This is a genomic window from Gordonia sp. OPL2 (genome assembly GCF_003797825.1).
In the GTDB taxonomy this organism is placed as follows: Bacteria; Actinomycetota; Actinomycetes; order Mycobacteriales; family Mycobacteriaceae; genus Gordonia.
Genome location: NZ_RKME01000001.1, coordinates 616,566 through 641,311, shown reverse-complemented (window position 1 = coordinate 641,311; position 24,746 = coordinate 616,566). Strand labels below are relative to the sequence as shown.

General features: G+C 68.1%; 22 protein-coding genes. 9 read left to right on the top strand and 13 right to left on the bottom strand.

Annotated features, from left to right (window positions below):
* Positions 1-40: 40 nt before the first annotated feature.
* A complete protein-coding gene (locus tag EEB19_RS02825; protein ID WP_262365382.1) occupies positions 41-1,390 on the bottom strand; it encodes a DUF4185 domain-containing protein in 1,350 nt (449 codons plus the stop codon).
* A gap of 163 nt (positions 1,391-1,553) precedes the next feature.
* Entirely contained in the window at positions 1,554-1,955 is a 402-nt protein-coding gene (locus EEB19_RS02820; RefSeq protein WP_187582932.1) for an SRPBCC family protein, read from the bottom strand.
* Positions 1,956-1,993: 38 nt separating this feature from the next.
* Between EEB19_RS02820 and EEB19_RS02815 the strand changes: the two genes are divergently transcribed.
* Positions 1,994-2,809, top strand: coding sequence for a shikimate 5-dehydrogenase (locus EEB19_RS02815; RefSeq protein ID WP_187582930.1), 816 nt, complete (start codon positions 1,994-1,996; stop codon positions 2,807-2,809).
* Between the two features lie 27 nt (positions 2,810-2,836).
* On the opposite strand, the gene EEB19_RS02810 is transcribed toward EEB19_RS02815, so the two are convergent.
* The gene (locus tag EEB19_RS02810) at positions 2,837-3,670 is read right to left on the bottom strand and encodes an arylamine N-acetyltransferase (RefSeq protein WP_187582928.1); all 834 of its coding nucleotides are present in this window, start codon (positions 3,668-3,670) and stop codon (positions 2,837-2,839) included.
* A gap of 94 nt (positions 3,671-3,764) precedes the next feature.
* On the opposite strand from EEB19_RS02810, the gene EEB19_RS02805 reads away from it, so the two are divergent.
* The gene (locus EEB19_RS02805) at positions 3,765-4,628 is read left to right on the top strand and encodes an alpha/beta fold hydrolase (protein ID WP_262365404.1); all 864 of its coding nucleotides are present in this window, start codon (positions 3,765-3,767) and stop codon (positions 4,626-4,628) included.
* 185 nt (positions 4,629-4,813) lie between these two features.
* Positions 4,814-5,878, top strand: a complete 1,065-nt coding sequence (locus EEB19_RS02800; protein WP_187582924.1) for an acyl-CoA desaturase — start codon at positions 4,814-4,816, stop codon at positions 5,876-5,878.
* A gap of 41 nt (positions 5,879-5,919) precedes the next feature.
* Here EEB19_RS02800 and poxB read toward each other — a convergent pair whose 3' ends face one another.
* The gene (gene poxB, locus EEB19_RS02795; protein WP_187582922.1) at positions 5,920-7,656 is read right to left on the bottom strand and encodes a ubiquinone-dependent pyruvate dehydrogenase; all 1,737 of its coding nucleotides are present in this window, start codon (positions 7,654-7,656) and stop codon (positions 5,920-5,922) included.
* 163 nt (positions 7,657-7,819) lie between these two features.
* Here poxB and EEB19_RS02790 point away from each other — a divergent pair, with 163 nt between their 5' ends.
* Complete coding sequence (locus EEB19_RS02790; RefSeq protein WP_187582920.1) at positions 7,820-7,969, top strand: hypothetical protein; 150 nt, start codon at positions 7,820-7,822, stop codon at positions 7,967-7,969.
* Between the two features lie 52 nt (positions 7,970-8,021).
* On the opposite strand, the gene EEB19_RS02785 is transcribed toward EEB19_RS02790, so the two are convergent.
* The 3 genes from EEB19_RS02785 to EEB19_RS02775 form a co-directional block, all read right to left on the bottom strand.
* A complete protein-coding gene (locus tag EEB19_RS02785) occupies positions 8,022-8,450 on the bottom strand; it encodes a hypothetical protein (protein WP_262365381.1) in 429 nt (142 codons plus the stop codon).
* A gap of 22 nt (positions 8,451-8,472) precedes the next feature.
* On the bottom strand, positions 8,473-9,882 hold the full coding sequence (locus tag EEB19_RS02780; RefSeq protein WP_187582918.1) for an FAD-binding oxidoreductase: 1,410 nt from the start codon (positions 9,880-9,882) through the stop codon (positions 8,473-8,475).
* Between the two features lie 152 nt (positions 9,883-10,034).
* On the bottom strand, positions 10,035-13,214 hold the full coding sequence (locus EEB19_RS02775) for a BTAD domain-containing putative transcriptional regulator (RefSeq protein WP_187582916.1): 3,180 nt from the start codon (positions 13,212-13,214) through the stop codon (positions 10,035-10,037).
* A gap of 80 nt (positions 13,215-13,294) precedes the next feature.
* On the opposite strand from EEB19_RS02775, the gene EEB19_RS02770 reads away from it, so the two are divergent.
* Both EEB19_RS02770 and EEB19_RS02765 read left to right on the top strand, forming a co-directional pair.
* The gene (locus EEB19_RS02770; RefSeq protein ID WP_187582914.1) at positions 13,295-13,657 is read left to right on the top strand and encodes a VOC family protein; all 363 of its coding nucleotides are present in this window, start codon (positions 13,295-13,297) and stop codon (positions 13,655-13,657) included.
* A gap of 12 nt (positions 13,658-13,669) precedes the next feature.
* Positions 13,670-14,236, top strand: a complete 567-nt coding sequence (locus tag EEB19_RS02765) for a mismatch-specific DNA-glycosylase (RefSeq protein ID WP_187582912.1) — start codon at positions 13,670-13,672, stop codon at positions 14,234-14,236.
* Between the two features lie 7 nt (positions 14,237-14,243).
* On the opposite strand, the gene EEB19_RS02760 is transcribed toward EEB19_RS02765, so the two are convergent.
* The 5 genes from EEB19_RS02760 to EEB19_RS02740 all read right to left on the bottom strand — a co-directional run bounded on the left by EEB19_RS02760 (position 14,244) and on the right by EEB19_RS02740 (position 18,434).
* Positions 14,244-14,540, bottom strand: a complete 297-nt coding sequence (locus tag EEB19_RS02760; protein ID WP_187582910.1) for a DUF503 domain-containing protein — start codon at positions 14,538-14,540, stop codon at positions 14,244-14,246.
* A 41-nt stretch (positions 14,541-14,581) separates the two neighbouring features.
* On the bottom strand, positions 14,582-15,832 hold the full coding sequence (locus EEB19_RS02755) for a polysaccharide pyruvyl transferase family protein (RefSeq protein ID WP_316245454.1): 1,251 nt from the start codon (positions 15,830-15,832) through the stop codon (positions 14,582-14,584).
* Positions 15,833-15,874: 42 nt separating this feature from the next.
* Positions 15,875-16,711, bottom strand: a complete 837-nt coding sequence (ppk2, locus tag EEB19_RS02750) for a polyphosphate kinase 2 (protein WP_187582908.1) — start codon at positions 16,709-16,711, stop codon at positions 15,875-15,877.
* Positions 16,712-16,793: 82 nt separating this feature from the next.
* The gene (locus EEB19_RS02745) at positions 16,794-17,786 is read right to left on the bottom strand and encodes a malate dehydrogenase (protein ID WP_187582907.1); all 993 of its coding nucleotides are present in this window, start codon (positions 17,784-17,786) and stop codon (positions 16,794-16,796) included.
* Positions 17,787-17,846: 60 nt separating this feature from the next.
* A complete protein-coding gene (locus EEB19_RS02740; protein WP_187582905.1) occupies positions 17,847-18,434 on the bottom strand; it encodes an META domain-containing protein in 588 nt (195 codons plus the stop codon).
* 40 nt (positions 18,435-18,474) lie between these two features.
* Here EEB19_RS02740 and EEB19_RS02735 point away from each other — a divergent pair, with 40 nt between their 5' ends.
* Positions 18,475-19,728, top strand: coding sequence for a hypothetical protein (locus EEB19_RS02735; protein WP_187582902.1), 1,254 nt, complete (start codon positions 18,475-18,477; stop codon positions 19,726-19,728).
* 41 nt (positions 19,729-19,769) lie between these two features.
* Here EEB19_RS02735 and EEB19_RS02730 read toward each other — a convergent pair whose 3' ends face one another.
* Entirely contained in the window at positions 19,770-21,272 is a 1,503-nt protein-coding gene (locus tag EEB19_RS02730; protein ID WP_187582900.1) for a hypothetical protein, read from the bottom strand.
* Positions 21,273-21,597: 325 nt separating this feature from the next.
* Here EEB19_RS02730 and secA2 point away from each other — a divergent pair, with 325 nt between their 5' ends.
* Together secA2 and EEB19_RS02720 are read left to right on the top strand one after the other, a co-directional pair.
* On the top strand, positions 21,598-24,015 hold the full coding sequence (gene secA2 / locus EEB19_RS02725; RefSeq protein ID WP_187582898.1) for an accessory Sec system translocase SecA2: 2,418 nt from the start codon (positions 21,598-21,600) through the stop codon (positions 24,013-24,015).
* A 136-nt stretch (positions 24,016-24,151) separates the two neighbouring features.
* Entirely contained in the window at positions 24,152-24,718 is a 567-nt protein-coding gene (locus EEB19_RS02720; protein WP_187583105.1) for a CDP-alcohol phosphatidyltransferase family protein, read from the top strand.
* Positions 24,719-24,746 lie beyond the last annotated feature (28 nt).

Here is a 24,746-nt window from a genome sequence, read left to right as displayed (position 1 = left end):
CGCCCGGTCGCCGGCCGTCCCACCCGGCGACACCGACCGGTCATCTCACCCGGCTGAGGTCGGTGCGTAGCAGCATCACGTTGTAGTCACTCCAGCGGGATGCGTTGAAGTACAACTCCTTCCCGTCTCCCCGGAGGGCGGGGGAGTCGGGCAGCATCATGGGGCCGTAGACCACGAGTGCGCCGGACGGGACGAGCGATTTCGGTCCGCTCCATGGGCCTTCGGGGTGATCGGCGGTGCGCATGCGGATTCCGTTGTCGCCGTCGAGCATCACGTACTTCTTCAGATAGTGGCTCCACGCGACCGACAGTTCGGTCACCGGGGCGGGCACGACGATCGCGGAGCCGTCGTCGGGGATCTCCTTGATGTCGTCGACCCAGCCACGCGCCTTGCCGGCCCAGTACTGGTAGCGGTCGAGTGACAGGATGTCCGCGGGCGCGAACCGGGCGAGGAATGCGGCGCCGAATCTGCCGTTGGGAGTGCCGAACTGATAGATGTACTTGCTCTCCGTGGCCGAATCGGGGCGACCCTTGACATAGGCGCCTTGCTGGAACTTCCCGTTGTTGTACTCAACCGGTGGGAGGTCGCCCGGCAGGGCGAGCGACACCGGGGCGTTGATCAGGATGGTGTCGGTGTCGGTGGTCCAGGTCTGACCGTTGTCGTCGGAGTGGGCGATCGCCGAGAAATTGGTGACCCAGTGGCCGGCGCTGCCCCAGGATCGCACCGACATGTAGTTGATGAACTGTCGGAAGCCGCCGCCAGGCCGCGGCAGGGAGATCGCGGTCGTCGGGATCGTCGTCACCTCGACGTTGCTGATACCGAGGGACGGGATGAGTTGTTGCGCGTAGTTCGGCCGGCCGGGGGCGATGACCGTGCCGGAATACACGTCGCCCGCGACGCCGTTCGGCACGCTGATGCCGTCGCTCAGCCGGTCGTCGTTCGTTCGCAGCAGGACGTTGTGTCGCCACTGCTGGCCGGCCGCGTTGCAGTTGCCGAAAGTGTCCCCGAAAGCCATCAGCGTCTGTCCGGCACCGTTGTCCCAGCTGATGCCGAGGTCGGTACCCGTGATCCCGAATCGGCTGTAGGTGCGATTCGGGCTGATCGGGCCGGTGACCCAGGAGACCGTTCGAGTGCTCGCCCCGACGAACGGCACCAGGGGGCCCTGCGGGCCCAGACTGGGGATGTCCGAGCTCCCTGATCCGCTCGAACCCGACGACCCGCTCGAACCCGAGGAGCCCAGTGAGCCTGACGATCCGAGCGATCCGGTGTCGAGGAAACTCGATCCGAACCCACCGTTGCCGCACGGCGCGGCCTCTGCGGTTCCCGCGCCCTGGGTCGTCGCCAGTACCGACGCCGACACTGTGATCGCACCGGCGAGCGCGAGGCGCACGCCATTCCTGAGACGACGACGCACCCCGACCTCCACAACGTTCTGTTACTTATGTGACATGTGGGGCCATTGTTACTTATGAGATAGCTGAGAAGAGACTCAGGCGGGTCACGATCTGGTGTAGACCGCTCTGCTCGGGGACCGAACGCGCCGACCCGTCGTGTCAGGAAGCCTCGGTGACGACCTGGCGCAGGGCTTCGAGATCACCTTCCACGGCGGCGCAATCGGCCTCGAACTCGTCGTCGGAGAGGTCGCGCTGACGCACGGTGAAGACGACCTCGGCGCCGTCCGGATGCTCGAGAACGCGCAGCGGATTGGCCACGACCGTGCCGTCGGGCAGCGTGACGTCGTGATCGAGGACACCGAACGGATTCGGCGGGGCGAAGCGGACGCTGACCTCGCCCATCGGCGACTGCGTGATGAGGAGATCTCCGTCACGGCGGACACCCGAGGCCAGCCCCGCGGCCCACCGCGAAAGATTGTCCGGGTCGGCGGCGAAGGAGTAGACCTCGTTTCTGGTCGCCGCGATCACGACGGAGATGTGCCGGCTCCGCATCTCGTCCATGCCGCGAGAGTACTCGCGCAGACACTAGGCTGAGACCCATGCCGATCCTGAACAAGGACATGACGTTGTGCATCTCGTTGGCCGGACGGCCGTCGAACATCGGGACGAGGTTTCACAATTTCCTCTACGACGAGATCGGCCTGAATTTCGTCTACAAGGCCTTCACCACCGACGACATCGACGGCGCCATTCGCGGTATACGAGCACTCGGAATCCGTGGTTGTTCGGTGTCGATGCCGTTCAAGGAGGCGGTCATCCCGCTCGTCGACGTGATGGAGGAATCGGCCGCGGCGATCGAGTCGGTCAACACGATCGTGAACGACGGCGGTCGGCTGGTCGCCGCCAACACCGACTACGAGGCGGTGGCCGCTCTCATCGCCGACCACGCGCTCGACCCCGACTCCTCGGTGGCGATCCGCGGGTCCGGTGGCATGGCGAAGGCCGTCGTGGCCGCGTTCCGCGGTGCCGGTTTCGACGACGTCACGGTGATCGCCCGCAACGAGGAGACGGGTTCGGCGCTCGCGGAGAGATACGGCTACCGGTACTCGTCGGCAGCACCGGCGCCGTCGACGTCCGTGTTGGTCAATGTCACCCCGCTCGGGATGCACGGGGCAGACGAAGACCGACTGTCGTTCGACCCCGCCGAGATCGACGCTGCCGACATCGTTTTCGACGTGGTCGCCTTCCCGGCCGATACACCGCTCATCCGCGCCGCACGCGCCGAGGGCAAGCGGCTCATCACCGGCGCCGAGGTGATCGCACTGCAGGCGGCACGTCAGTTCGAGCGGTACACCGGTGTCGAGATCAGCGCCGATCAAGTGGCACGGGCGTCGGAGTTCTCCCGCGCCGGGTGACCCGGGAGGACCGGACGGACGGCCTGCTCACCGCCCGAGCAGCTCACTCACCCGGTGCTCGAGGCCGTCGATCGACGAGACGTCGATCCCGAAACTGTCGACGAGCAGGTCGAGGACCTCTCCTGCGGTGGACAGCTCACGCTTCTCGCCGGAGCCGTCGGGACGATGGATGGCCAGGTTGCGATCGCGCAGGTTCCATCGAGCGTCGTCGATGACCATGCAGGCACTGAGTGTGGTCCGGAAGTGGGATTCCGGGAAGGTCGACGCGAACCAACTGCCGACCACGCTGTCGATGTCGGGACGCGGTGCCGTGGTGAACAGATACAGGGGCTGCCAGCGGCCACCGACCTCGGACTCCATCACGTGGAACCCGTCGTCGGAGATTCCGATCCGAAACCGTTCGAGGTCCGTGTCCTGCTCCTCGCGCGGGGCGAGCCGCAGTGGGGCGGTCGGCGTCTGGCCGCCGAATCCGACGTCGACGAGATAGTGCGCCGAATCCCCCGGGATGGACACCGACAACAATTGGTGGGTCTCGGCCGGCAGTGGTCCGGGGTCCTTCATCCACACGACTCGGCCGGCGAGCGGAGCCGCGTCGAAACCCAGCGCGGTCAGCACGTGACGGAACAGCCCGTTGTGCTCGTAGCAGAAGCCTCCACGTCGACGGTCGACGAGTTTGTCCTGCAGGCCCGCGGGATCCAGGTGCGTGATCGGGATGCCGGTCAGTGGGTCGAGATTCTCGAACGGGATGTGACGAACATGCGCGCTGATGAGTTCTCGCAGCGTGTCCAGGGTGGGGGACCGATCGCCGGTGTATCCGACGCGCCGCGCATAACGGTCCACATTGACCTCGCTCGTGCCCATGGACACAATCGTTGCATCCCGTCTGCAGAACACGCTGCCCGGATCGACCGGGAGCGACGGACACCTGACCTACCACCCGTGGGGAGTGACGTCGGTGACGCACGAGTACGAACATCTCGACCTGCACGGCGATCGCGTCGCGTATCGCGACGTCGGTACCGGTGACGCGCTGCTGTTGATCCACGGCATGGCCGGCAGCTCGGCCACGTGGGATGCCATCATCGCCCCGCTGTCGACACGCCATCGCGTCATCGCGCCGGACCTGCCGGGCCACGGAGACTCGGACAAACCGCGCGGCGACTACTCGCTGGGGGCATTCGCGGCGTTTCTGCGGGACCTCCTCGACGAGCTCGACGTGCGCACGGTCACCGTCGTCGGCCAGTCGCTGGGTGGTGGGATCGCCATGCAGTTCACCTATCAGCACCCGGACCGATGTGACCGGCTCGTGCTGATCGGCAGCGGCGGACTCGGTCCCGACGTCAACTGGATGCTCCGCCTCCTCGCTGCGCCGGGCGCCGAGCTCGTCCTGCCGGTCATTGCGCCGGGGCCGGTGCTGCGGGCAGGTGAGAAGGTCCGCTCGTGGGCGTCGTCGGCAGGTATCCGCTCACCGCGTGCCGATCAGACCTGGCGGGCGTATTCCTCTCTGGCCGACGCAGATACACGCCGTGCCTTTCTGCGGACCCTGCGATCGGTGGTGGATCACCGCGGCCAGGCGGTCAGCGCGCTGAACCGGCTGTACCTGAACGCCGAACTGCCGACGCAGTTGATCTGGGGGGACAAGGACAACATCATCCCCGTCGACCACGGCATCGCCGCCCACGAGGCCATTCCGGGCAGTCGGCTCGAGGTGCTCCCGGGGATCGGGCACTATCCACATGCCGAGGCACCGGACGAGGTCGTCCGCATCCTCGACGACTTCCTCGCCACCGCGCCCGCCCGGGCCCGTCGTCTCGGCTGACATCCGGCCCTGGTCGGTCTCCACCTGCGTCGACGTCGCGTGGGCCGCCCCGGACCGTGCCGTCTGGCACACTGGGGGTGCCGACGTGATGCATTGCTGTGCGCTGGTCGTGACTCTCGTAGGGCGCTCTTCTCGGATCTCACTCCGTGGCGCCGGCTCCGCACAGAAAGCACCGAGGCACGTCCATGTCGGACCCCGACAACTCGACCCTTCCCCGCAACAGTGTGGTGAGTTCTTACACAGACCTCGTCGCCGAGGTCCGCGAGTCCGGTCTTCTGGAGCGGCGTCGCGTCTTCTACATCTCCCGCATCGCGCTGACGATCACCGTCTTTCTGGGCGTCTGGGCCGGGGTGGTGGCGATCGGGGACTCGTGGTGGCAGATCCCGCTTGCCGCCGTTCTGGCCGTCGTCAGCACCCAGTTCGGCTTTCTCGGGCATGACGGCGCGCATCGGCAGATGTTCTCCTCCGCGTCGGCGAACGAGTGGACGGCCCGGATCGTCGCGGGCGCCTTCGCCGGGCTGTCGCTGCATTGGTGGCGCGCCAAGCACAACCGACACCACAAGGCGCCCAACATGATCGAGGAGGACCCCGACATCGAGCCGGGGCCGTTGGCGTTCGTGCCGGCGGACGCGCAGGGACGAACCGGCTTCTACGGCTGGTTCACCCGCCGGCAGGGATGGCTGTTCTTTCCCCTGGTCACGCTGGAAGGGGTCGCCCTGCACATCGCGAGCATCCGCGGGCTGCTCGGATCGGCCCCGGTGGCGCATCGCGCACTCGAGCTGGCGCTCATCGTCGGGCGCCTGCTCTTCGGCCTGGTCCTGCCGTTGACGGTGATGTCGTTGCCGATCGCAGTCGTCTTCATCGTCACCCATCTCGCCCTGTTCGGACTGCTCCTCGGTGGCAGCTTCGCGCCCAATCACAAGGGGATGCCGTTGGTGCCCAAGGGGATGCGGGCGGATTTCCTCCGACGGCAGGTCCTGATGTCGCGCAACATCCGCGGTGGTCGGTTCACCGATTTCATGATGGGCGGCCTCAACTACCAGATCGAGCATCACCTGTTCCCGAACATGCCGAGACCGAATCTGTCGAAGGTCCAGCCGATGGTCCGGGCGCACTGCGCCCGCCACGGTGTGCCGTACACCGAGACCAGTCTGATCGGTTCCTACGGCATCGTCATCCGATATCTCAACCAGGTGGGGCTCGGCGAGCGCGATCCGTTCACCTGTCCGCTGGTACGGATGTACCGCTGACCTGTTTACTCCCGCTCTTCCTGCGCGACGACCCGTTCGCCTCAGTCGAACAACCGACGGAAGACGTTGGTCTCGGCGAGGTCGACGAGTTCGTCACCGCGACCCGACATCACCGTTCGCAGCGCGTACAGGGTGAAGCCCTTGGCCTGCGCGGCCGTCACCGTCGGCGGGATGGACAGTTCCTGTCGGGCGGTGACGACGTCGAGCAGAGCCGGTCCGTCGTGGGCGAGGATCTCGTGCAGTGCGCCCTCGAGATCGTCTGGTTGCTCGACCCGGCGACCCAGGATGCCAACCGATGCGGCGAGGTCGGCGAAGTTCGGATTGTCCAGCCCGGTACCGTAATTGACGAATCCGGCTGCCTTCATCTCGACCTCGACGAAATTCAGGGATGAGTTGTCGAACACGATGATCTTCACGGGCAGTCTGTTCTGGGTGAGGGTCAGCAACTCGCCGAGGAGCATCGCCAGACCTCCGTCGCCGGCCAGCGCGATCACCTGCCGGCCGGGAAAGGCCGACTGTGCTCCCACCGCCTGTGACAACGCGTTCGCCATCGAACCGTGTGAGAACGAGCCGATCAGGCGGCGGCGCCCGTTCATCCGGAGGTAGCGAGACGCCCACACCACGGGCGAACCCACGTCGGGGATGAACACGGCGTCGTCGGTGGCCAGCTCGCTCACCAGGCGCGCCAGGTACTGCGGATGGATCGGTCGGCGATTGCGGTCGTTGACGGCGAGTTCGTCGAGACCTTCCCGGGCGCGTCCGTAGTGCCGTCGTGCGGAGTCGAGGTGATCGGACTCGCGGTCGGGTTCGATGAGGCGTGTCAGTGCCGGGACCGTGTCCGCGACCGTCCCCACCAGGCCGAGATCCACGGGCGTGCGACGACCGATCTGGTCCCCTCGGACGTCGAGCTGGATGATGCGCGCGTCGGACGGATAGAACTGCTGGTACGGGAAATCGGTCCCCAGCATGAGCAGGGCATCGCATTTCTCGATGGCGCGGTAGCCCGACGAGAAGCCGAGCAACCCGGTCATCCCGACGTCGTACGGGTTGTCGTACTCGATGAACTCCTTGCCCCGAAGTGCATGCACGATCGGTGCCCGCAGCGTCCGGGCCAACTCCACCACCTCGTCATGGGCGCCGGCGACACCGGCTCCGGCGAGGATGGTGACGCGCGCGGAATCGTTGAGGATGTCTGCGGCCGAACGCAACTCGGCATCAGACGGACGCACGATCGGGTCCGCACGGCGGATCGGGGCACCGGGTCGCCGACGGGAGGCCTTGGCGAGGAAGATCTCACCGGGGATCACCAGGACCGCGACATCGCGGCGTTCGATCGCGGTCCGCATGGCGATGTCGAGGAGGCGGGGGAGCTGCTCCGGTGTGCTCACCATCTCGCAGTACGCGCTGCACTCCCGGAACAATTGTTCTGGGTGGGTCTCCTGGAAGTACGTGCTGCCGATCTCGGCCCCGGGGATGTGCGCTGCGATGGCGAGTACCGGGACCCGGCTGCGGTGCGCGTCGAACAACCCGTTGATGAGATGGAGGTTCCCGGGTCCGCAACTGCCGGCACAGACGGCGATCTCGTCGGTCAGGGCCGCCTCGGCGCCGGCCGCGAACGCTGCGCCCTCCTCGTGGCGGACGTGCTGCCAGGCGACGGTGCCATCGCGCCGCAGCGCATCGGTGAATCCGTTGAGGGAGTCGCCGGGAAGTCCGTAGACCCGTTGCACGCCAGAACCCTTCAGGCGCTCGATGATGACATCTGCCACGGTCGTCGCCATTGCCGGTCCTCTCCGTCGCCGTGTCGGCGCGTGTCGGCGTCTCTCGTCCGTCGAACTCGTCGTGCCGATGCTACCCGAGCAGATCCGACTGTCGGGCCGATCGTGTGCGGCCGCGTACGCTGGAGCGCGGCCGAAGATCTGCGTCGGACGAAGGGTGGCCGGGATGGGGAAGATCCGCGTGACGGGCAAGATCCGCGTCACCGGCAAGGTGCGCGTCACCGGCCTCGATCAACTCAGGAAGATCGTCGACCGTGGCCGCGAAGGAACCGCGAGGCGTGCACCGACGTCGGATGGGCCGCGAGCGTCCGGCTGATCCGGCCGCCGGCAGTGCGCTCGTCACAGATGTGGGCTCCAAGGGTGCGGCTCTACAGATGCGACAGCGCCGACGGTCCGACGACCCGCGCGCCCAGATCGGTGACCCGCCCGCGGAGTTCGCGGTCAGCGGTCACGACGAACACCTCCCGTTGCCCGACGTGATGGGCGACGACTTCGACGATGCGATCGTCCCCCGAGTGCGGTGACGCGACTGCGGTCACGGTCGTGATCGAGCGGACGTCGCGGGCCTGACCTTCGACCACGAGGTTCACCTCGAGGGGCCCGGGGATCCCGGGCAGACCGGCGGCGGCGACGCTGCCCAGGCGGTCGCGGAGGCGCTCGTTGGCGCCCTTGCGATCTCGCCACCAACCGTCCGGCCTGGAGCCGACGACGTTGGCCGCGTCGACCACCAGCAGGGGGATCTGTGCGGGGTGGATCTCGCTGTCGCTCACGGCCGACGGCCTCGGTGGGTCATCCACCGAGGCTATCGTCGGCGACACCTCAGCCGAGGGCGATCCCGTGGCAGAACCGGTTGGCCGGGTCGAGCGCGGCCTTGATCGCGGCCAGCCGTCGCCGATTCCCGTCACTGAACGAGCTCGCCGACCGCGCCGTCTTGTCCTCGCCCTCGACGAAGTTGAGGTAGGCGGCGCCGGTGACATACGGAGCCAACGCCTCCCGGGTCAGGCGGAGGGCCGATTCGATGGCCAGGCCCACGTGCGGATCGGGCACCACCGAGGCCATCTCGAGCAGGAACGTGCCGTTGCGTCCCAGGTCGTTGGGTGAGTCCGTCGCACCTCGTGCCACCGCTCCGCCGGCGTGCCGCAGTTCGGCGAACAGAATGAGCGGCATCGAACCGGGCTTCGGCTGCACCCGCGAGGTGAGGATACCGATCACCTCGTCGGGCAGTGTGTCGAGCCACTCGGTGGTCACCATCGCGGGCATCGGATCGGTCGGGTCCATGCTGATGGCGTCGGCCGCGGCGAACGGCATCTCCGACCACATGTCGATCTCCGGTGTCTTCCATTCACGCCACTGGTCGATCGCCGCACGTGCCTCGTCGAGGTTGCCCGCCCAACATCCGCGGACAAGGGTGAAGCTCTTGCCGCGCAGCGGTTCCGGAACGACGTCGAGAGGTGGGAAGTTCATCAGGCACACAGAGGAGGTGAGGTCCTCGGACTGCTCGGGTGCCCATTCGGCGAAGCGTCGCAGGATCTCGGTCGCGTCGTCGGCGGGATAGAAGAGGTTCCCTGCGTACACCGTGGTCACCGGGAACAGGTCGATGACGACGTCGGTGACGACCCCGATGCTGCCGGCTCCGCCGCCGCGGAGCGCCCAGAAGATGTCGGGATGACTGGTGGCGCTCACCCGCAGCGGATTCCCGTCCGGGGTGACCAGGTCGAACGATCGGACGGCGTCGGAGGAGAGTCCGTGCTTGCGCCCGAGCCAGCCGAAACCGCCGCCGAGTGTGTAGCCCACGACACCGACGTCGGTGGTCGATCCGAGGAGAGGAGCCAGACCGTGCTCGGCCGCCTGCGCGAGCACCGGACCCCACTTCGCGCCCGCGCCGACCGTTGCCGTCCGGGCGACCGGGTCCACCGCGACATCGGTCATCGCGGAGGTGTTGATCAACAGGGCACCGTCGGCGGAGGCGCCGGGCCCGTGCCCGGTTGCCTGGATCGCGACGCGCAACCCTTCATCAGCGGCGAAGCGAACCGCCTCGACGACGTCGAAGCGATTCACCGGAACGGCGATGACGGCGGGTTGCTGCTCGGCGAGCAGGTTGAATCCACTCCGAGCGGCGTCGTAACCGGGATCACCGGGCCCGTGGACCTCACCGGTGATCCGGGCGGCGAGCGCGGACAGCACCGCTGCGCGGGGGCGGACGGCCATGGTGTCGGACTGGATGGTCATCGGGGTTCCTCACGTATCGGCCGGCGTGTCCGGCGGTGTCGGGTTCCGGCTGGACCGGATGAGGAGAACTCTGGTCGCGGCCCCTTGAGAGCGACTTGGAACCCGCTTGGACCAGCGGACGTGCGCAGGCCGATACCAGGTCGATGGCGGTGTCAGCGCCCGGCGAGGCGATAGCCGTGGGCATCGGCGAACGCGGTGATGCGCGCAGCGAGTGCGTGCGATTCCTGGGCATCGGCGACCCGTAAGGCCTCCCGGACCGTGTCGACGACCGTCGTCGCCGGGTGCCCGGCCGCATGCTGGAACTCGGCGCACACGAGCAACCGGTGGGCGTCGGGATAGCGCTGGCCGGTGCGCTCGGCGAAGTCGTTCGCACGTTCGAGAAGACCGGCCACCGGATCCAGCCGACCGGCGGCGATCAGTGCCTCGGCGTACAGGGCGAACCAGAAGCCGATGCCGGTCCGCTGCGGCGGGTCGTCGAGGTGGAGCGCTTCGATGCGGTCGAGGGCATCACCGGGGGAGTCGCCGACGGCACGGGCCCACCAGTAGATCCGTTCACCGCCTCGGCGCAGGTATTCCAGGGCCCGGTGATTCGCCGGTGTCATCAGCCGCTCGCCTGCCTCGCACACCCAGTCGACGTCGCCGGTCATGGCGGCTGCGGTCACCGCGAAGACACCCACCCCGAGGTGGGTGGTCGGATCCTCGGGGCCCACGTCGATCTGATCGAACATGCTGCGGCCGGCGGCCGGACCGACATGCAGGGTCGTCGCCCAGGCGCGGAACCCGCGAGCCAGGACGATCTGATCGGAGTGCAGGCCCGGGACGTCGGAATGCACTGGTGCGTACCGCTCGAGCAGACGGTGGGCGGCACCGATGTTGCCGCGATCGAACTCGTCGATCGCCGCGAGCTGCATCCCCAGGTGCCGCACCACCGGGTCGTCGGAGCCCTCGGCGCGGGCGCGCAGGTCCTCGGCAACGCGGTGGGCCGGACGCGTCTGTGCGAGCTGGGCGTGCGCGGCACCCCGGGCATAGTCCAGATTCGCGAGGAGGGCGGCGTTGTCGGTCGATTCCCCCAGTTCCCGTGCACGGGCGAGCAGATCGTGATCGGCCGCGAAATAGCCGCTGCGCGCGACATCGCTGAACAGGCGCGTGGTGATGGCCGCGAGCTCGATCTCGGTGTCACCGGCCGGGAGGGCGAGTCGTGCCGCGTCCGTCAGTTGCTGTTCGGCCACCTCGAAGTTGTATGTCCGCATCGACATCTCACCGGCCGCGAACAATGCCCGCGCGGTCTCGCGGCGGTCGGCGAGTGGTCCGGCGCCCCAGAGATGCCGGGCGCGTTGGGCGATGGCATTCGGCCCGCGGTGTTGTTCGAGATGCCTCGCCACGGCGAGGTGTATTCGCCGGGCACGGCTCGGCCCGACCTGGTCGGCGACCGCCTCGCGGATGAGATCGTGATCGAACGAGAAGGTGAACGGGTCGTCGCCGATGTCGACGAGCCCCGCAGCGTGCGCACCATCGAGCGCGTCCAGCGCGGCATCCACGGTCTGGTCCGTGGCTGCGGCGGCCAGAGCCAGATCCACCCGGCTGCCGATCAACGCCGCGGTCTCCAACAGGGCGATTGTGTCAGGTCCCAACGGGCGCAATCGGTCCCGGACGACGTCGCGTACGCCGGCGGGCACGGAGGCGTCGGCGATGGATCCGCTGTCGGCGAGAATGCGCGCGAGCTCTCTGACGAAGAAGGCGTTGCCTCCGGTCCGCCGGGCGATCGACGTCGTCGTCCCGGCAGCGGGCCATTCGCTGGTCTCGCGACGCACCATCTCGGCGATGTCGTCCTCGGTGAGCGGGCCGAGGGCGATGCGCCGATGTCCCGGTGCGCGCGCGAGAGTCGCCAGGGTCTCGGCCACCGCCGTCCGATGAGCCGACGACCGCAGGGACACGAAGAACGTGACCCCACTGGTGCGACGAGCGGTCGCGTGCGCCAATAGTTCCAGCGACGCGCTGTCGGCCCACTGCAGATCGTCGAGGACGATGATCAGCAGGTGGGTACCCGCGACACCCTCGAGGAGGTCGGCTGCCTGATCGTAGAAGCGGAAACGGGCGGTCGCGTCGGGCATCTCCCGTGGCGGTGGGATGACGGTGTCGCCCTGGGTGACCATCCGGCCGAGGTCGCTGTCGAGAAGTCGTGATCGGCGGCCGTCGTCGATGTGCGGAAGTACCGCGCCGAGCACCTGCACCCACGGCCACATCGACGGCGCCGCCGAGTCGTCGACGCAGCGGCCCCACAGCACCTGCAGGTCCGCGGCACCCGCGGCCCGCCGGGCCGCCTCGTCGAGCAATGCGGTCTTACCCGCCCCGGGCTCTCCCTCGACGACGACCACACCGCCCGGGCCGTGTAACGAGCCGAGGACGGCGCGATGCAGGACGGCGAGTTCGTCGACCCGGCCGATGAGTACTGGACCCCCGGGCGCCGGGTCGGTGGGGCCGGCGGCGGTGGCGTCCTGATCGGTCGTCGCCGCGGTCCGGAGATCGACCGACGAGACCTCTGCCGCGACGGACTCTTTCGGCACATCCAAGGACGGCGCGTGATCCAGGATGTCGCGCTCGAGTGTCCGCAGTCGCGGGCCGGGGTCGACCCCGATCTCGTCCGCGAGCACTCGCCGTGCCTCCGCGATGGCCGCCAGCGCGTCGGACTGGCGGCCGAGGCGATAGCGGGCGGTGGCGAGCAGGACCCACAGCCCCTCGTCGAGTGGCGAACGGCGCACCGCCCGTTCGAGTTCGGCTACCAGCGCGCGATGTTCGCCGAGTGCCAGCCGTACCTCGAAGGACAACTCCTGTGCCTCGGCCATGGTGCGTTCGAGATGCGCGGCGGCCTCGTCGCGGAACACCAGGCCCTCGAACTCGGGGAGCAGCGTCCGGTATCCGGTCACCGCGGACTGCAGCAGCCGCGCGGCCGCGGCCGGTTCCCCGTCACGGTGTCGGTCGTGTGCGGAGGCGATGTCGGCGAGTAGCCGCCGGAGGTCGATGTCGGAGTCGTCGGCGACGAGGGCATAACCGGAGCCATGGGTCGCGACGACCGACGACGGGCTCCTCGGTAGGCGATCGGGTTCCAGGGCCTTGCGCAGTCCGGAGACGTACGCCTGGACCGAGACCTCGGCGCGATCCGGCGCCGACGATCCCCAGATGCCGTCGATCAAGCGGTGGACACTGACCGGATCGCCGCCGGCGAGGAGAAGCTGGGCGAGAACCGCTCGCTGCTTGCGCGTGCCGAGTTCGACGGTCTCGGAATCGATTCGCGCCCCGAGGCCGCCCAGAACGCTGTACACGGGCCGTGCCATCGTCGCGAGTGTAGACGGGTTCGACCCGATCCGTCCGGCTTCGACACCGCCGCCCGGCGCCGGCGACTACCGTGTCCTGCATGAGCCTGTCCGTCGCGATGATCACCGTCGACACCACCGATCCGGTCCCGCTCGCCACGTGGTGGGCGGCGCAGACCGACGGAAGCGTGGTCGCCGAGAACGACGGCTTCTTCGTCGTCGTGACGATGGCGTCCGGGACGGTCCTCTCGTTCCAGAAGGTCGACGACCCGACGCCGGGGAAGAACCGCATCCATCTCGACCTCACCGCCGACGATCCGACGGCCGAGGTGGAGCGGCTCGTGCGGGCCGGTGCCACCGTCGTCGCGGAGCGCCAGATGGCCGGGTTCGCCTGGGTGACGATGGCCGACCCGGACGGCAACGAGTTCTGTGTCTCGGGCGCACATGAGGCCGCGGGTAACTGAGCCGGTTCACCGATGACACCGAGCCGGGACGAGTTGCTCGCCTTCCGCGACGTAGAGGTCCCCGATCTCGTCGGGCCGGACTGTCGCCTGCTGTTCGTCGGCATCAATCCAGGACTGTGGACGGCGGCTGTCGGCGCGCACTTCGCGCGTCCCGGTAATCGTTTCTATCCCGCTCTGTACCGTGCCGGCATCGTCAACCGCCTGATCGATGCCTCCCGGGGGATGTCCGACGAGGATCGCGATCACCTGTATGCGCGGGGGATCGGCATCACAAACGTCGTCCCCCGGGCCACTGCGGCGGCGTCCGAGCTCTCCGCGGACGAGTTGCGTACAGGGGCCCGACGGTTACGGGACACGATTGCGGCGGTGGCACCGTCGGTCGTCGCGATCGCCGGGATCACGGCCTACCGAACGGGTTTCGACCGACGCGGGGCCGTGACGGGCGAGCAGCCGGAGGTCTGGGACGGGGCGGCGGTCTGGGTGGTGCCGAATCCCAGCGGGCTCAACGCACACGAGACGGTGGACTCGCTCGCCACCGCCTACGCTGCAGCCGCCCGCGCCGCCGGGATCATCGGATGAGATGCCGTCAGATGTCCGTCGACGAGAGGACGCGTCGACGGACCGAGAGGAGCTCGACCTCGGGTCTGCCGGCGGCGAGACGTTCGACGGCATCGAGGACGTCGATCACGTGCGTGCGGTCGGCGGCCACCACGCTCACACCGATGACCGTGCGCCGGTGTGCGTCGAGGTGATCGACCTCGGCCGCCGAGACGGAGAAACGGTGGCGGATCTCCGCGATGATCGGCCGCACGATCGACCGCTTGTGTTTGAGGGAATGGACGTCACCGAGAAGGTAGTCCAGTTCTGCGAAACCGATCCACATCGTGTGACCACCCTACCCGTCCGCGCAGCACCGGCGAGCGGTCAGCGACGTCGGCGAGGGTACAGACGATGGGCGAGCGCGCGTTTGGCCGCCACCGCGCGGTCGCGGTCGTCGGTGGAGAACCCGCCCGCGGTGGGCCGCGTGGGTATCACTTCTGGATCGTCGACGATGGTCCAGCGGGAACCGGCGGCGGCCAGCGAGCGGTGTTTCGTGGCGTAGTAGTCGGGCCGGGGGATGATCGCCACCCCGGAGTCACCGGCGGCGGCGGCCACGAGGTGCGGATGGAATCGGGTGCTGATCCAGGTGTCACCTCGCCCGACGGGGAGCCCGGATCGCCAGATGTCGATGAACGGGATGATCGTCGCGCCCTCGAGTCGGTCGCCGAGGCGGCTGGGTATGTCGAGATCCCCACCGGGGATGCCCTCGATGACGGTGACCGCGGACCCGGGGACGCGCCAGGCATCCAGGACGCTCCCGACAACGCGCGCCAGCGCGTCCGGCCCGGTCATCCCGTGTGCGGTGAAATCGTCGGTGAGGTCGGACTGCAGACAGAGCGTGACCCCGCCGGTCGCCATCGGAGCCGGCTCCCGGAGACCGCCGGTACCGGACGGCCGATCCAGCGCGAGCCAGGCGTCGTCGCCCGTGTGTCTGCGGGATCCGACGCCCGACAGCGCAACCGACGACGCCTCGTCGCGGACGTCGAACACGGTGAACTGTGCCGCTGCGTCCCGCAGGACCGACCACGCCGGCCCCTCGACGCGGGGGATCAGGCCCTGTCCGCTGGCGAACGCGGTCGCGCCGGTCGTGCGAACCAGTTCTGCCGCGGCGACGACGAGTGAGACATGGTGGGGCCACACCTGATTGATGTACCCGCCGCCGAGCAGATGAACGGAGGAGGCGTTGCGGAATGCGTCCACGCCTTCGGCGAGCCGCGGTGCGAGTCCCAGTTCGGTGGCCGCCTGCGCGACCCACGTCCACGGTTGCGTGGGGTCGGGGCCGTCGGTGCGCGTCGTGTCGGCCGCGTAATGCGTCAGCTGCCAGAGCGTGTCGACGAACACGACATTCGGATGGATGCCGTGCAGCAGCAGCCCTGCCTGACCAGCGGTGTGGCTGTCGAGGATGACGGTCGCATCCGGGCGGACACGGGCAAGATGCTGCAGCCATGCCCGGGCGATCAGTTCATCGCCGTAGTTCGGGTGGCCCGACGGTGCGATCAGGTAGATCACCTCGTCGTCGCCATCGCCGCGCCGGCGAGTGCGGCGCAACGAGGCGAGACGGTCGGGCAACTTCACCCACGGGATGTTACCGACCGAACCTGGAGGTCTCCTGTGACCTCAGTGGTCCCCGCCGGTGAGCGCTGCCACATGATCGGGGACGTATTTCGACAGCGATCGCGGTGGTCGGCGGTAGTTCCCGGAGTCGATCGGCTTCTTCGGGAGATCCACCTTGGGTCGCGGGACATCCTCATAGGGAATCGTCGACAGCAGATGCGAGATCATGTTGAGGCGAGCATGTTTCTTGATGTCGGACTCGACGACGTACCACGGGCTCGTCGCGGTGTCGGTGTGCACCATCATCTCGTCCTTGGCCCGGGAGTAGTCCTCCCACCGGTACACCGCCTCGAGATCCATCGGGCTCAGCTTCCACTGGCGCACGGGGTCTTTCATGCGGGATCGGAATCGCTTGAGCTGCTCGTCATCTGATACCGAGAACCAGTACTTGCGGAGCAGGATGCCGTCGTCGATGAGCATCTGCTCGAAAATCGGTGTCTGCCGGAGGAACCGGGTGTGTTCGGCGGGAGTGCAGAAGCCCATGACCTTCTCGACGCCGGCCCGGTTGTACCAGGACCGGTCGAACAGCACGATCTCGCCGGGTGCCGGCAGTTGCGCGACATAACGCTGGTAGTACCACTGGCCGCGCTCGCGGTCGGTCGGTGCCGGCAGTGCGGCCACTCTACTCACCCGGGGACTGAGATATTCGGTGATCCGCTTGATCGTGCCGCCCTTGCCCGCGGCGTCGCGGCCCTCGAAGATCACGACCACCCGCGCGCCTGTCGTGCGCACCCACTCCTGCAGCTTCACCAACTCGGTCTGGAGGCGGAAGAGCTCGGCCTCGTACACCTTGTTGGGGATCTTCTGCGGACCGTCGCCGCCCTTCGACTTCTTCGACATGGACAGAGCTTACGGTTCGCCGGGCCCGGGTGGGGTCAGACGCCGCGAGCGGTGTCCCTCGGGCGGCCAGGGTGTGACGGTCTCAGGCGGGTAGGAGATCGCGGACGGCGGCGATCTCGTCGGCGAGCTCGGTGACGGACGCGTCGATGCGGGTGCGGGAGAACTCGTTGACATCCAGTCCGTCGACGATGTGCCACCGTCCGTCGACCGAGCGGACCGGGAACGAGCAGACCAGCCCTTCGGGGACGCCGTAGACACCAGGCGACGGCAACGCCGCCGATGTCCAGTCTCCGTCGGGGGTGCCGAGTACCCAGTCGTGGATGTGGTCGATCGTGGCGCTGGCGGCCGAGGCCGCCGACGACGCGCCCCGCGCCTCGATGATCGCGGTACCACGTGTGGCCACAGTGGGGATGAAGTCGTCGACGAGCCACGCTCGGTCCTCGGCGAAGCGCGCGCCGGGCAGATCGCCGACGCGGGCGTGGAAGATGTCGGGATATTGGGACGCGGAATGGTTGCCCCACACCGACACCCGGCTGATCTCGGAAGCCGGACACTGCGCACGGTGAGCCAGTTGGGCGATCGCGCGATTGTGATCCAGTCGGGTGAGTGCGGTGAACCGGTCCCGAGGGATGTCGGGGGCGTGGGCAGCGGCGATCGCTGCGTTCGTATTGGCCGGATTGCCGACGACGATCGCTCGGAGATCCTCTGCCGCAACATCGTTCAGGATCGCGCCCTGCTCGGCGAAGATCGCTGCGTTGGCCTGTAGCAGGTCGGCTCGCTCCATGCCCTTGCTGCGGGGCCGTGAGCCGATCAGCAATGCGAAGTCGGTGCCGTCGAACGCGGCGCGCGCGTCGTCGAAGATGTCCACCGAGGTGAGTTGCTCGAAGGCTCCGTCGTCGAGTTCCATCGCGGTTCCCACGGCCGCCGACACGGCCTGCGGGAGTTCGAGGAGACGTAGCCGGACGGGCCGATCGTGTCCGAGCATGGCACCCGCGGCGATGCGGAACAGCGCGGCATAGCCGATGTGACCGGCCGCGCCGGTGACGGTGACGACAGCGGGGGAGTTCGCGGACATGGGGTCCTCTCGCGGAAGGTCGGTTCGGGAGCAGTCGGCTCGCGGCCGGCGACGGGTCGGTCAGCGTGCCGGGGCGCGCTCGGTGAGGATCACCGTCTGACGGGGGCTGGCCAGGGTCAGGACCGGACCCACCCGGTGCCATCTCAGGGGCACCGAGGTGAATCGGGCGAGCCAGCGGTCGGCGCCCGAACGTGGTGGCGGACAGGCCATCATCGTCGAGATGAGCGATCCGATCAGCAGTTGGTCCCCGACGGTGGTGGCGCGGCCCCCGTGCTGATTGCATCCGGCGTCGAGGCCGACGTGCGGGTTCGGGCCGAAGGTGATCGTCAACGGGCCGCCCCCGGGGATCGCGCCGCCGACGACGCCGACCGAGCCGAACGTCGTGTTCGCGAGGAGTGGGGACAGGCCACCCGCAGACGGGGGCGGAGGTGCCGGCGCCGGTCGGATGGGCGCCGGGGGTATCGGTGCCGGCGCTGCGGCGGCGAGGCCGGGCCCCGCCGTCGTGGCTGCGGCGGCGACCAGGGTCACGACGCTGAGGAGGATCCTCGCCGTTCCCGTCCTCGCCGTCTGGCCGAGCGATCTCATCCGGAGCCGCGGGATGACATGATCAGTGCGGTACATGGTCGCTTCTCCGCCGGTGAAGGACATGGACCCACGGTAGCCGAGCCGGCGGAACGGGCGGTGAACGATGACAGGGACTCAGCTGTCGACGGTCGCGGTGACCAGTCGCTGTGAGTATCTCGGGCGGCGTCACATCCTCGCGGCGCGCGTCGCGTGGGTGTGCATGGTCGCCGGGCTGCTGGCGTTGGTCGTGTGCAACGCCGCCGGGCTGCCCGGCGCCCGAACCGTGCTCGTGGTGGCGGTGCTGTTGCTCCTCTGTGTCGCCGCGACGGCGTTCGGGCGGCTCGGACGACGTGGCGCCGCCCTGCTCACCGTCGATGCCGACACCGTGTACCTCGGTGACGAGAGCCGGAGCATCGACAGCCATCCGCTGGCCGATCTGAGATCGGTGTCGCTGGGGTCCACGGCCGAGGTGACAGGCGCGGCCGGTTCGGCGCCGCGCGATCTGACGATCAAGGGATTGCGCACTCTCACCGTCGAATTCGAATCTGCCCCCCCGGTGTCCGACGACGGCGTGGTCCGGTGGCGGATCGGGGTCGTCGAGAGCGACCCGGCAGCAGCCGAGGTGATCAGCCGCCTGCGTACCCATGCGCCGGCGCCCCGGCGCCGGAAACCCGACAACGAACGCCCCGACCTCCCCTCCGACATCCGCGGCGACATGCGGGCCGACGACGAGCCGGCCGACGACATCGCGCCCGACGCCGTGACCGCCGCAGACGGCGACGGCGATCCGGTCGAGCAACCGCGTTCCTCGACCCCTCGGGTTGCCGACGCCGGCAGCGACGAGGCGGCGGAGCGACTCTGGGAAGAAGCGACCCGCCGACACGACACGATCCTGCGCGACTACGGCGCCTATGAGCTCCAGCCGGACATGATGCTGCGGTTCCCGGGCGTCACCGATGTGACGCTCGACCACGTCCAGGTCTTCCACGAGGCCCTCGACACGGCCATGGCGCTGCGAACCGACACGTGTCCCCGTGAGCGTTCCCGTGCCGACGCCTATCAGCAGTCCGTGTTCGCCCTGCGCCGCGCCTGGATCGCGTGCGAGAAGAACGGACGGAGGTTGGGCACCTCCTACCTGGACACCGCCGACCAGGACGACCTGGACACGGCATTGAAACTGTTCGCGCACGCACAGAGCAGCAGCACGACGCCTGCCGAACAGGCCAGCTACTACACGCGCGTCCATGACATCGTCACCACACTCACCGATCAGGGGCGTCTGCATCCGCCCGAGCCGGCGGTCGCCGAACTGAAGGCGGCGAGTCGCCGCGCGATCGCGGCCCGGCCGTCGGCGGCCCCTCGACGGCCGGATCGCTAGAAACCGATTCGCGCCCGGGCGCCGGCGGACCGTCGGCGGCCTCAGTAACCGGTCTCCAAGAACTGTCCGGTCATGGAATATGTACCGGCGGAGGCTGATTCGCGAGCCAGCTCCACCTTGACGACGGGCTCGTCGTCGTGGGCGAAGATCGAGGTCGCCTCGATGTCGACGGCCGACCGGTCGAACGGTTCAATCGCCCCGCGCTCCATCGCCTGGGCGCGCACCGACTCGAACACCGCCGGTCTGACCTGGTCGAAGCTGAAATCGCCCGCCGAACTGCGTCCCTGATAGTCGGACAGCGCGGGGAACTCGCCGGGGACCACGGTGAGTGTGCCGTGGCGGTCCGGCGAGGTGAACTCCATCAGGACGCCACCGCTGTTCTGGATCTGCCCGGCATACATGATGGGCGTGTTGTCGGCGGTCCCGCGGATCTCGAAGCGCCGCAGGTTGGGCTGGTCGGTCGCCAGATCCGCTCCGGCCAGTGCGTCCCGCGCGAGTCGGAACGACGTGGCGAAATCACCGGGATCGAAGAACTCCGCGACCTGCCCGTCCGGGCGACCCTGGATCTCGACGTCGGACATCCTGTCCTGACCGAACGCGCCGACCAGCAGTACCGGCTCTCCGCGGGCCGGCCTGCTGATCGTCATGTCGACGTAGGTGAGTCCGGGCCGGGTGGCCTGGATGCGGGAGCCCATGGTGGTGGTCAACGATCCCAGGTCCGTGCCGGCGATCTCGTCGGCACGGAAAGTGTCTGCCCGTCGTTTGGTCGTCGTGCCGCGCCGCGGTTCGTCCCAGCCTCGTCCGCTGTAGTTCGACAGGGTGATCGCCTCGCCGGTGGTCGGGTCGTAGACCTCGGCGCGGGTGGTGTCGTCCTCGTCGAGGTCGAGGGACAGGATGTTCGCCGACGCGGTGGGTCCGAGCTGCGCGATCTCGTCGAGGACGGAGCGCTTCCGGTCGTCGAGATCGACCGCCGGATCCTCGGATCCCGATGCCCCGCCGTCGCCGGACAGGCCGGACACCGACGGCATCGACACGTCGATGTCCCAGACCGAGCCGGGGACGCCGAGGAGCAGCACGGTCGCGGCGACGACCGCGGCTGCGGGATAGACGAGCGCCCATCGCCCGGGTTGGTCACCGAACTCGGGCGTCTGCCCGGGGGACCGATCCGGCAGCGCCCCGGCTGGAACGGTCGTGAACGGACGATCGACGACACTGTGGAAATGGCTCCGGCTCATCGAGGAGATCCAGCGTCCGCGGTAGGCGGTGTCGTCGGGTGGGCGGACGGTCGCGGTCACCATGGTGGGCTGCATCTCGCCGGCGTCGAGACTGCTTCGGGTGATGGCCTCGACCTCGATCGGGACGGCGTCGGCGCTCGTGCCCCGGCGGAACTCGGGCAGCTCGGAGATCCGTGAGGGTCGTGGCAGCACGGCGATGCCGGCGACGATGAGCGGCACCCCGATCACCACTGCGACCCACCAGGCGTTGAACGCTCCGAGCCCGATGCCGACCGCGACCATCGTTCCGGCCACGACCGCGCGGATCACACGCCTGACTGTTCGGTTCCCGGCCGTCGGATGCATGCTGGTAGCCCCTCCCGAGCGGCCACGGCCGCTGCCCATCGCAGTCGGATGATCGCAGTGGGATGATCATAGGGTCGCCGCGGCGGGCCGGGTAGTGGCGGAGGCGGTCGCCGCGGATCGATGCGGCACCGGATCACCCACCGCGTACCGTGGACGGCGACCTCGGGGTACCCGCGGTCCGGATCGGGCAGGTCGTAGCAGGTGGGACCGGGTCGGATGCCGTGGCCGCGGGGGAGATGCCCCGTCCAGTACACATGCCCGACAGGCGCGAGTCAGGAGAAGTGTTTCGGTGGGAAAGCTGACGAACAGCATGTGGCGACTTCTGGGATCCCAGTCGACGCGCAATCAGTCGAAGTCCGTCTCACTGATCAAGGAAGCGGATGCCCACACCGAGTGGGCGGAGAAGCTCGACGACGACGCGTTCGCCGGTGAGGCCGAGAAGCTCGAGATCGCATCGAACAAGGACGATCGCGCGCGTTTCCTCGCGCTCGTGCGTGAGGCCGCGGACCGGACACTGGGGTTGCGGCCCTTCGACGTCCAGCTGCAGGGCGCGCTTCGTCTGCTCGAGGGTGACGTCGTGGAGATGGCCACCGGCGAGGGCAAGACGCTCGCCGGTGCGATCGCCGCGGTCGGGCACGTCCTGCAGGGCCATCGAGTGCACGTCATCTCGGTGAACGACTATCTGGCCACGCGCGATGCGGAGTGGATGGCACCGCTGTTCGCCGCCTTCGGGATCGTGTCGAAGGCGGTGTCGGAGAACTCCGACCGCGAACAGCGCAAGGCCGCCTACGCCGCCGACGTCACCTATGGATCGGTGAACGAGATCGGCTTCGATGTGCTGCGCGATCAACTCGCGCTGTCGACCGACGATCTCGTCTCGCCGAAACCGGATGTGGCGATCATCGACGAGGCGGACTCGGTCCTCGTCGACGAGGCCCTCGTGCCGCTCGTGCTGGCCGGGTCGACCGAGGCCGTCGTCCCGGATCAGAAGATCCACGATGTCGTCGGGCGCATGAAGAACAAGCACTACGAGATCGACACGGACGGACGCAACGTCACCCTCACCGAGGAGGGAGCCGCATTCGTCGAGGAAGAACTCGGAGGTATCAACCTCTACGACGAGGAGCACGTCGGAACCACTCTGGTCCACGTCAACGTCGCCATGCACGCGCAGTACCTTCTCGAGCGCGACATCCACTACATCGTCCGTGACGGGGGCGTCCACCTGATCAACGCATCGCGTGGTCGCGTGGCGCAGCTGCAGCGGTGGCCCGACGGCGTCCAGGCCGCCGTGGAGATCAAAGAGGGCCTCAGCCAGACGGATTCGGGCGAGATGATCGACACGATCACCGTGCAGGCGCTGCTCGGTCGCTATCCGACGGTCTGTGGGATGACAGGAACAGCTCTGGCCGCGGGCGAGCAGTTCCGTCAGTTCTACGACCTGCTGGTCTCGCAGATCCCACCGAACACGCCCAACGTCCGCGTCGATGAGCCCGATCGGGTGTACGACACCAAGGCCAACAAGGTGGAGGCGATCGTCGCCTACGTCGCCGAAGTACACGAGACCGGTCAGCCCATCCTGATCGGCACGCACGACGTCGCCGAATCGGAGGAGCTCGCCTACTTCCTCGACAAGGCCGGCGTGAACAGCGTCGTCCTGAACGCGAAGAACGACGCCGAGGAGGCGAAGATCATCGCCGAGGCCGGCGCACTCGACGCGGTGACGGTCTCCACCCAGATGGCCGGTCGCGGTACCGACATCCGGCTCGGTGGCTCGCAGGACGACGAGAAGGCGCGTGAGAAGGTCGTCGAGCTCGGTGGACTGTGCGTCATCGGTACGGGACGCCACGACACGGAGCGCCTCGACAGTCAGCTGCGTGGCCGCGCCGGACGTCAGGGCGACCCGGGACGTTCGGTGTTCTTCTCCAGCCTCGAGGACCCGGTCGTCACCAAGAACCTCGCCTTCAAGCGGGATCCGGTCTCCCCGTCCGAGGACGGCTCGATGGGTGCCAAGGGGATCGACCTGATCGAACAGGCCCAGCGCGTCGCCGAGGGCGTGATGCTCGAACTCCACGCGAACACATGGCGATACAACAAGCTGGTCAATCAGCAGCGTGACATCGTCGTCGCACGACGCATGGAGATCCTCGGCACTGACACGGCCCTCACCGAACTCAAGGAGGCCGAGCCCGATCGTTACGCCGCGCTGACCGGGTCGCCGAAGGACGAGACCGAGCCGGCCGACGCCTCGGATCGGGACGCCGAGACCGGTGCAGAACCCGCTTCCTCGGAAGTGGATGCGCCCGAGCAGGATTCCGCGGTAGCGGTCGGCGAGCCGGTGGACGAGGAGGTGCTGGCCCAGGCGGCCCGCGAGATCGTCCTCTTCCATCTGGACCGTGCATGGGCGGATCATCTCGCCTTCGTCTCCGATGTCCGCGCGAGCATCCATCTGCGGTCGCTCGGCAAGGAGAGTCCGCTCGACGAGTTCCACAAGCTGATCCTGGACGAGTTCTCGACGCTTCCCAACGAGGCGTTCGCGAACGCGCGCAGTACATTCCGTGAGGCGACGATCACCGCTGACGGCGTCGATCTCGGCACCGCCGACCTGCATCGGTCGACGACCACCTGGACCTACATGGTCCACGACAACCTGTTCGCGTCGGGTGGGGCGAAGACCCTGCAGGGCATCATCGGCATCTTCCGGTGATCGGACTCTTCCTGATCGGCCTCTTCCTGATCGGCGCCGTCCGGTGACCTCCGACGAGCGGTCCACGACCGCAGACGATTCCGGACCCGACGCCGGGGCGTCGAAGGTCGTCGCGGCGCCGGACCGCTTCCTCACGGTGCCGAACGGGCTCAGTGTGTTGCGGTTGGCGCTCATCCCGGTGTTCGTGTGGCTCCTGCTGGTCGAGGAGGCCGACGGCTGGGCATTCGCGATCCTGATGTTCTCCGGCTTCTCGGACTGGGCGGACGGCAAGATCGCGCGGTGGCTCGATCAGTCGTCGCGAATCGGGGCGTTGCTGGACCCGGCGGCGGATCGGCTCTACATCGTGATCATCCCGATCGCCTTCGGGATCCGGGAGTTCCTGCCGTGGTGGCTGATCGCGGTCATCATCTGCCGGGATCTGGCCCTGTTCGCCACCGGTCCGGTGCTTCGGTCTCGTGGACTCGTCGCCCTGCCCACCCTGTACATCGGAAAGGCCGCGACGTTCGCACTGATGAGCGCGTTTCCGTGGCTGCTCGCCGGACAGCTCGACTCGGTGATCGGTACGATCTGCTATCCGATCGGCTGGGCCTTCATGATCTGGGGTGTCGCCCTGTATCTGTGGTCGTTCGTGCTGTACGCCTACCAGACGGTGCTGGTGCTGCGGCGGATGACACCGCGCACGGCCGTCGGCAACGTACCCTAAAGTCGCCGGAGAGTCGTCCGCAGAATCA

What these genes read in the sequence shown, in the direction of transcription:
- EEB19_RS02810 (WP_187582928.1), bottom strand. Translation starts at nt 3,670, where the DNA reads ATGGGCACGAGCGAGGTCAATGTGGACCGTTATGCGCGGCGCGTCGGA.
- EEB19_RS02760 (WP_187582910.1), bottom strand. Translation starts at nt 14,540, where the DNA reads ATGTGGATCGGTTTCGCAGAACTGGACTACCTTCTCGGTGACGTCCAT.
- poxB (WP_187582922.1), bottom strand. Translation starts at nt 7,656, where the DNA reads ATGGCGACGACCGTGGCAGATGTCATCATCGAGCGCCTGAAGGGTTCT.
- EEB19_RS02740 (WP_187582905.1), bottom strand. Translation starts at nt 18,434, where the DNA reads ATGTCCTTCACCGGCGGAGAAGCGACCATGTACCGCACTGATCATGTC.
- ppk2 (WP_187582908.1), bottom strand. Translation starts at nt 16,711, where the DNA reads ATGTCGAAGAAGTCGAAGGGCGGCGACGGTCCGCAGAAGATCCCCAAC.
- EEB19_RS02780 (WP_187582918.1), bottom strand. Translation starts at nt 9,882, where the DNA reads ATGACCATCCAGTCCGACACCATGGCCGTCCGCCCCCGCGCAGCGGTG.
- EEB19_RS02775 (WP_187582916.1), bottom strand. Translation starts at nt 13,214, where the DNA reads ATGGCACGGCCCGTGTACAGCGTTCTGGGCGGCCTCGGGGCGCGAATC.
- EEB19_RS02770 (WP_187582914.1), top strand. Translation starts at nt 13,295, where the DNA reads ATGAGCCTGTCCGTCGCGATGATCACCGTCGACACCACCGATCCGGTC.
- EEB19_RS02765 (WP_187582912.1), top strand. Translation starts at nt 13,670, where the DNA reads ATGACACCGAGCCGGGACGAGTTGCTCGCCTTCCGCGACGTAGAGGTC.
- EEB19_RS02735 (WP_187582902.1), top strand. Translation starts at nt 18,475, where the DNA reads ATGACAGGGACTCAGCTGTCGACGGTCGCGGTGACCAGTCGCTGTGAG.
- EEB19_RS02745 (WP_187582907.1), bottom strand. Translation starts at nt 17,786, where the DNA reads ATGTCCGCGAACTCCCCCGCTGTCGTCACCGTCACCGGCGCGGCCGGT.
- EEB19_RS02790 (WP_187582920.1), top strand. Translation starts at nt 7,820, where the DNA reads ATGGGGAAGATCCGCGTGACGGGCAAGATCCGCGTCACCGGCAAGGTG.
- EEB19_RS02800 (WP_187582924.1), top strand. Translation starts at nt 4,814, where the DNA reads ATGTCGGACCCCGACAACTCGACCCTTCCCCGCAACAGTGTGGTGAGT.
- EEB19_RS02820 (WP_187582932.1), bottom strand. Translation starts at nt 1,955, where the DNA reads ATGGACGAGATGCGGAGCCGGCACATCTCCGTCGTGATCGCGGCGACC.
- EEB19_RS02815 (WP_187582930.1), top strand. Translation starts at nt 1,994, where the DNA reads ATGCCGATCCTGAACAAGGACATGACGTTGTGCATCTCGTTGGCCGGA.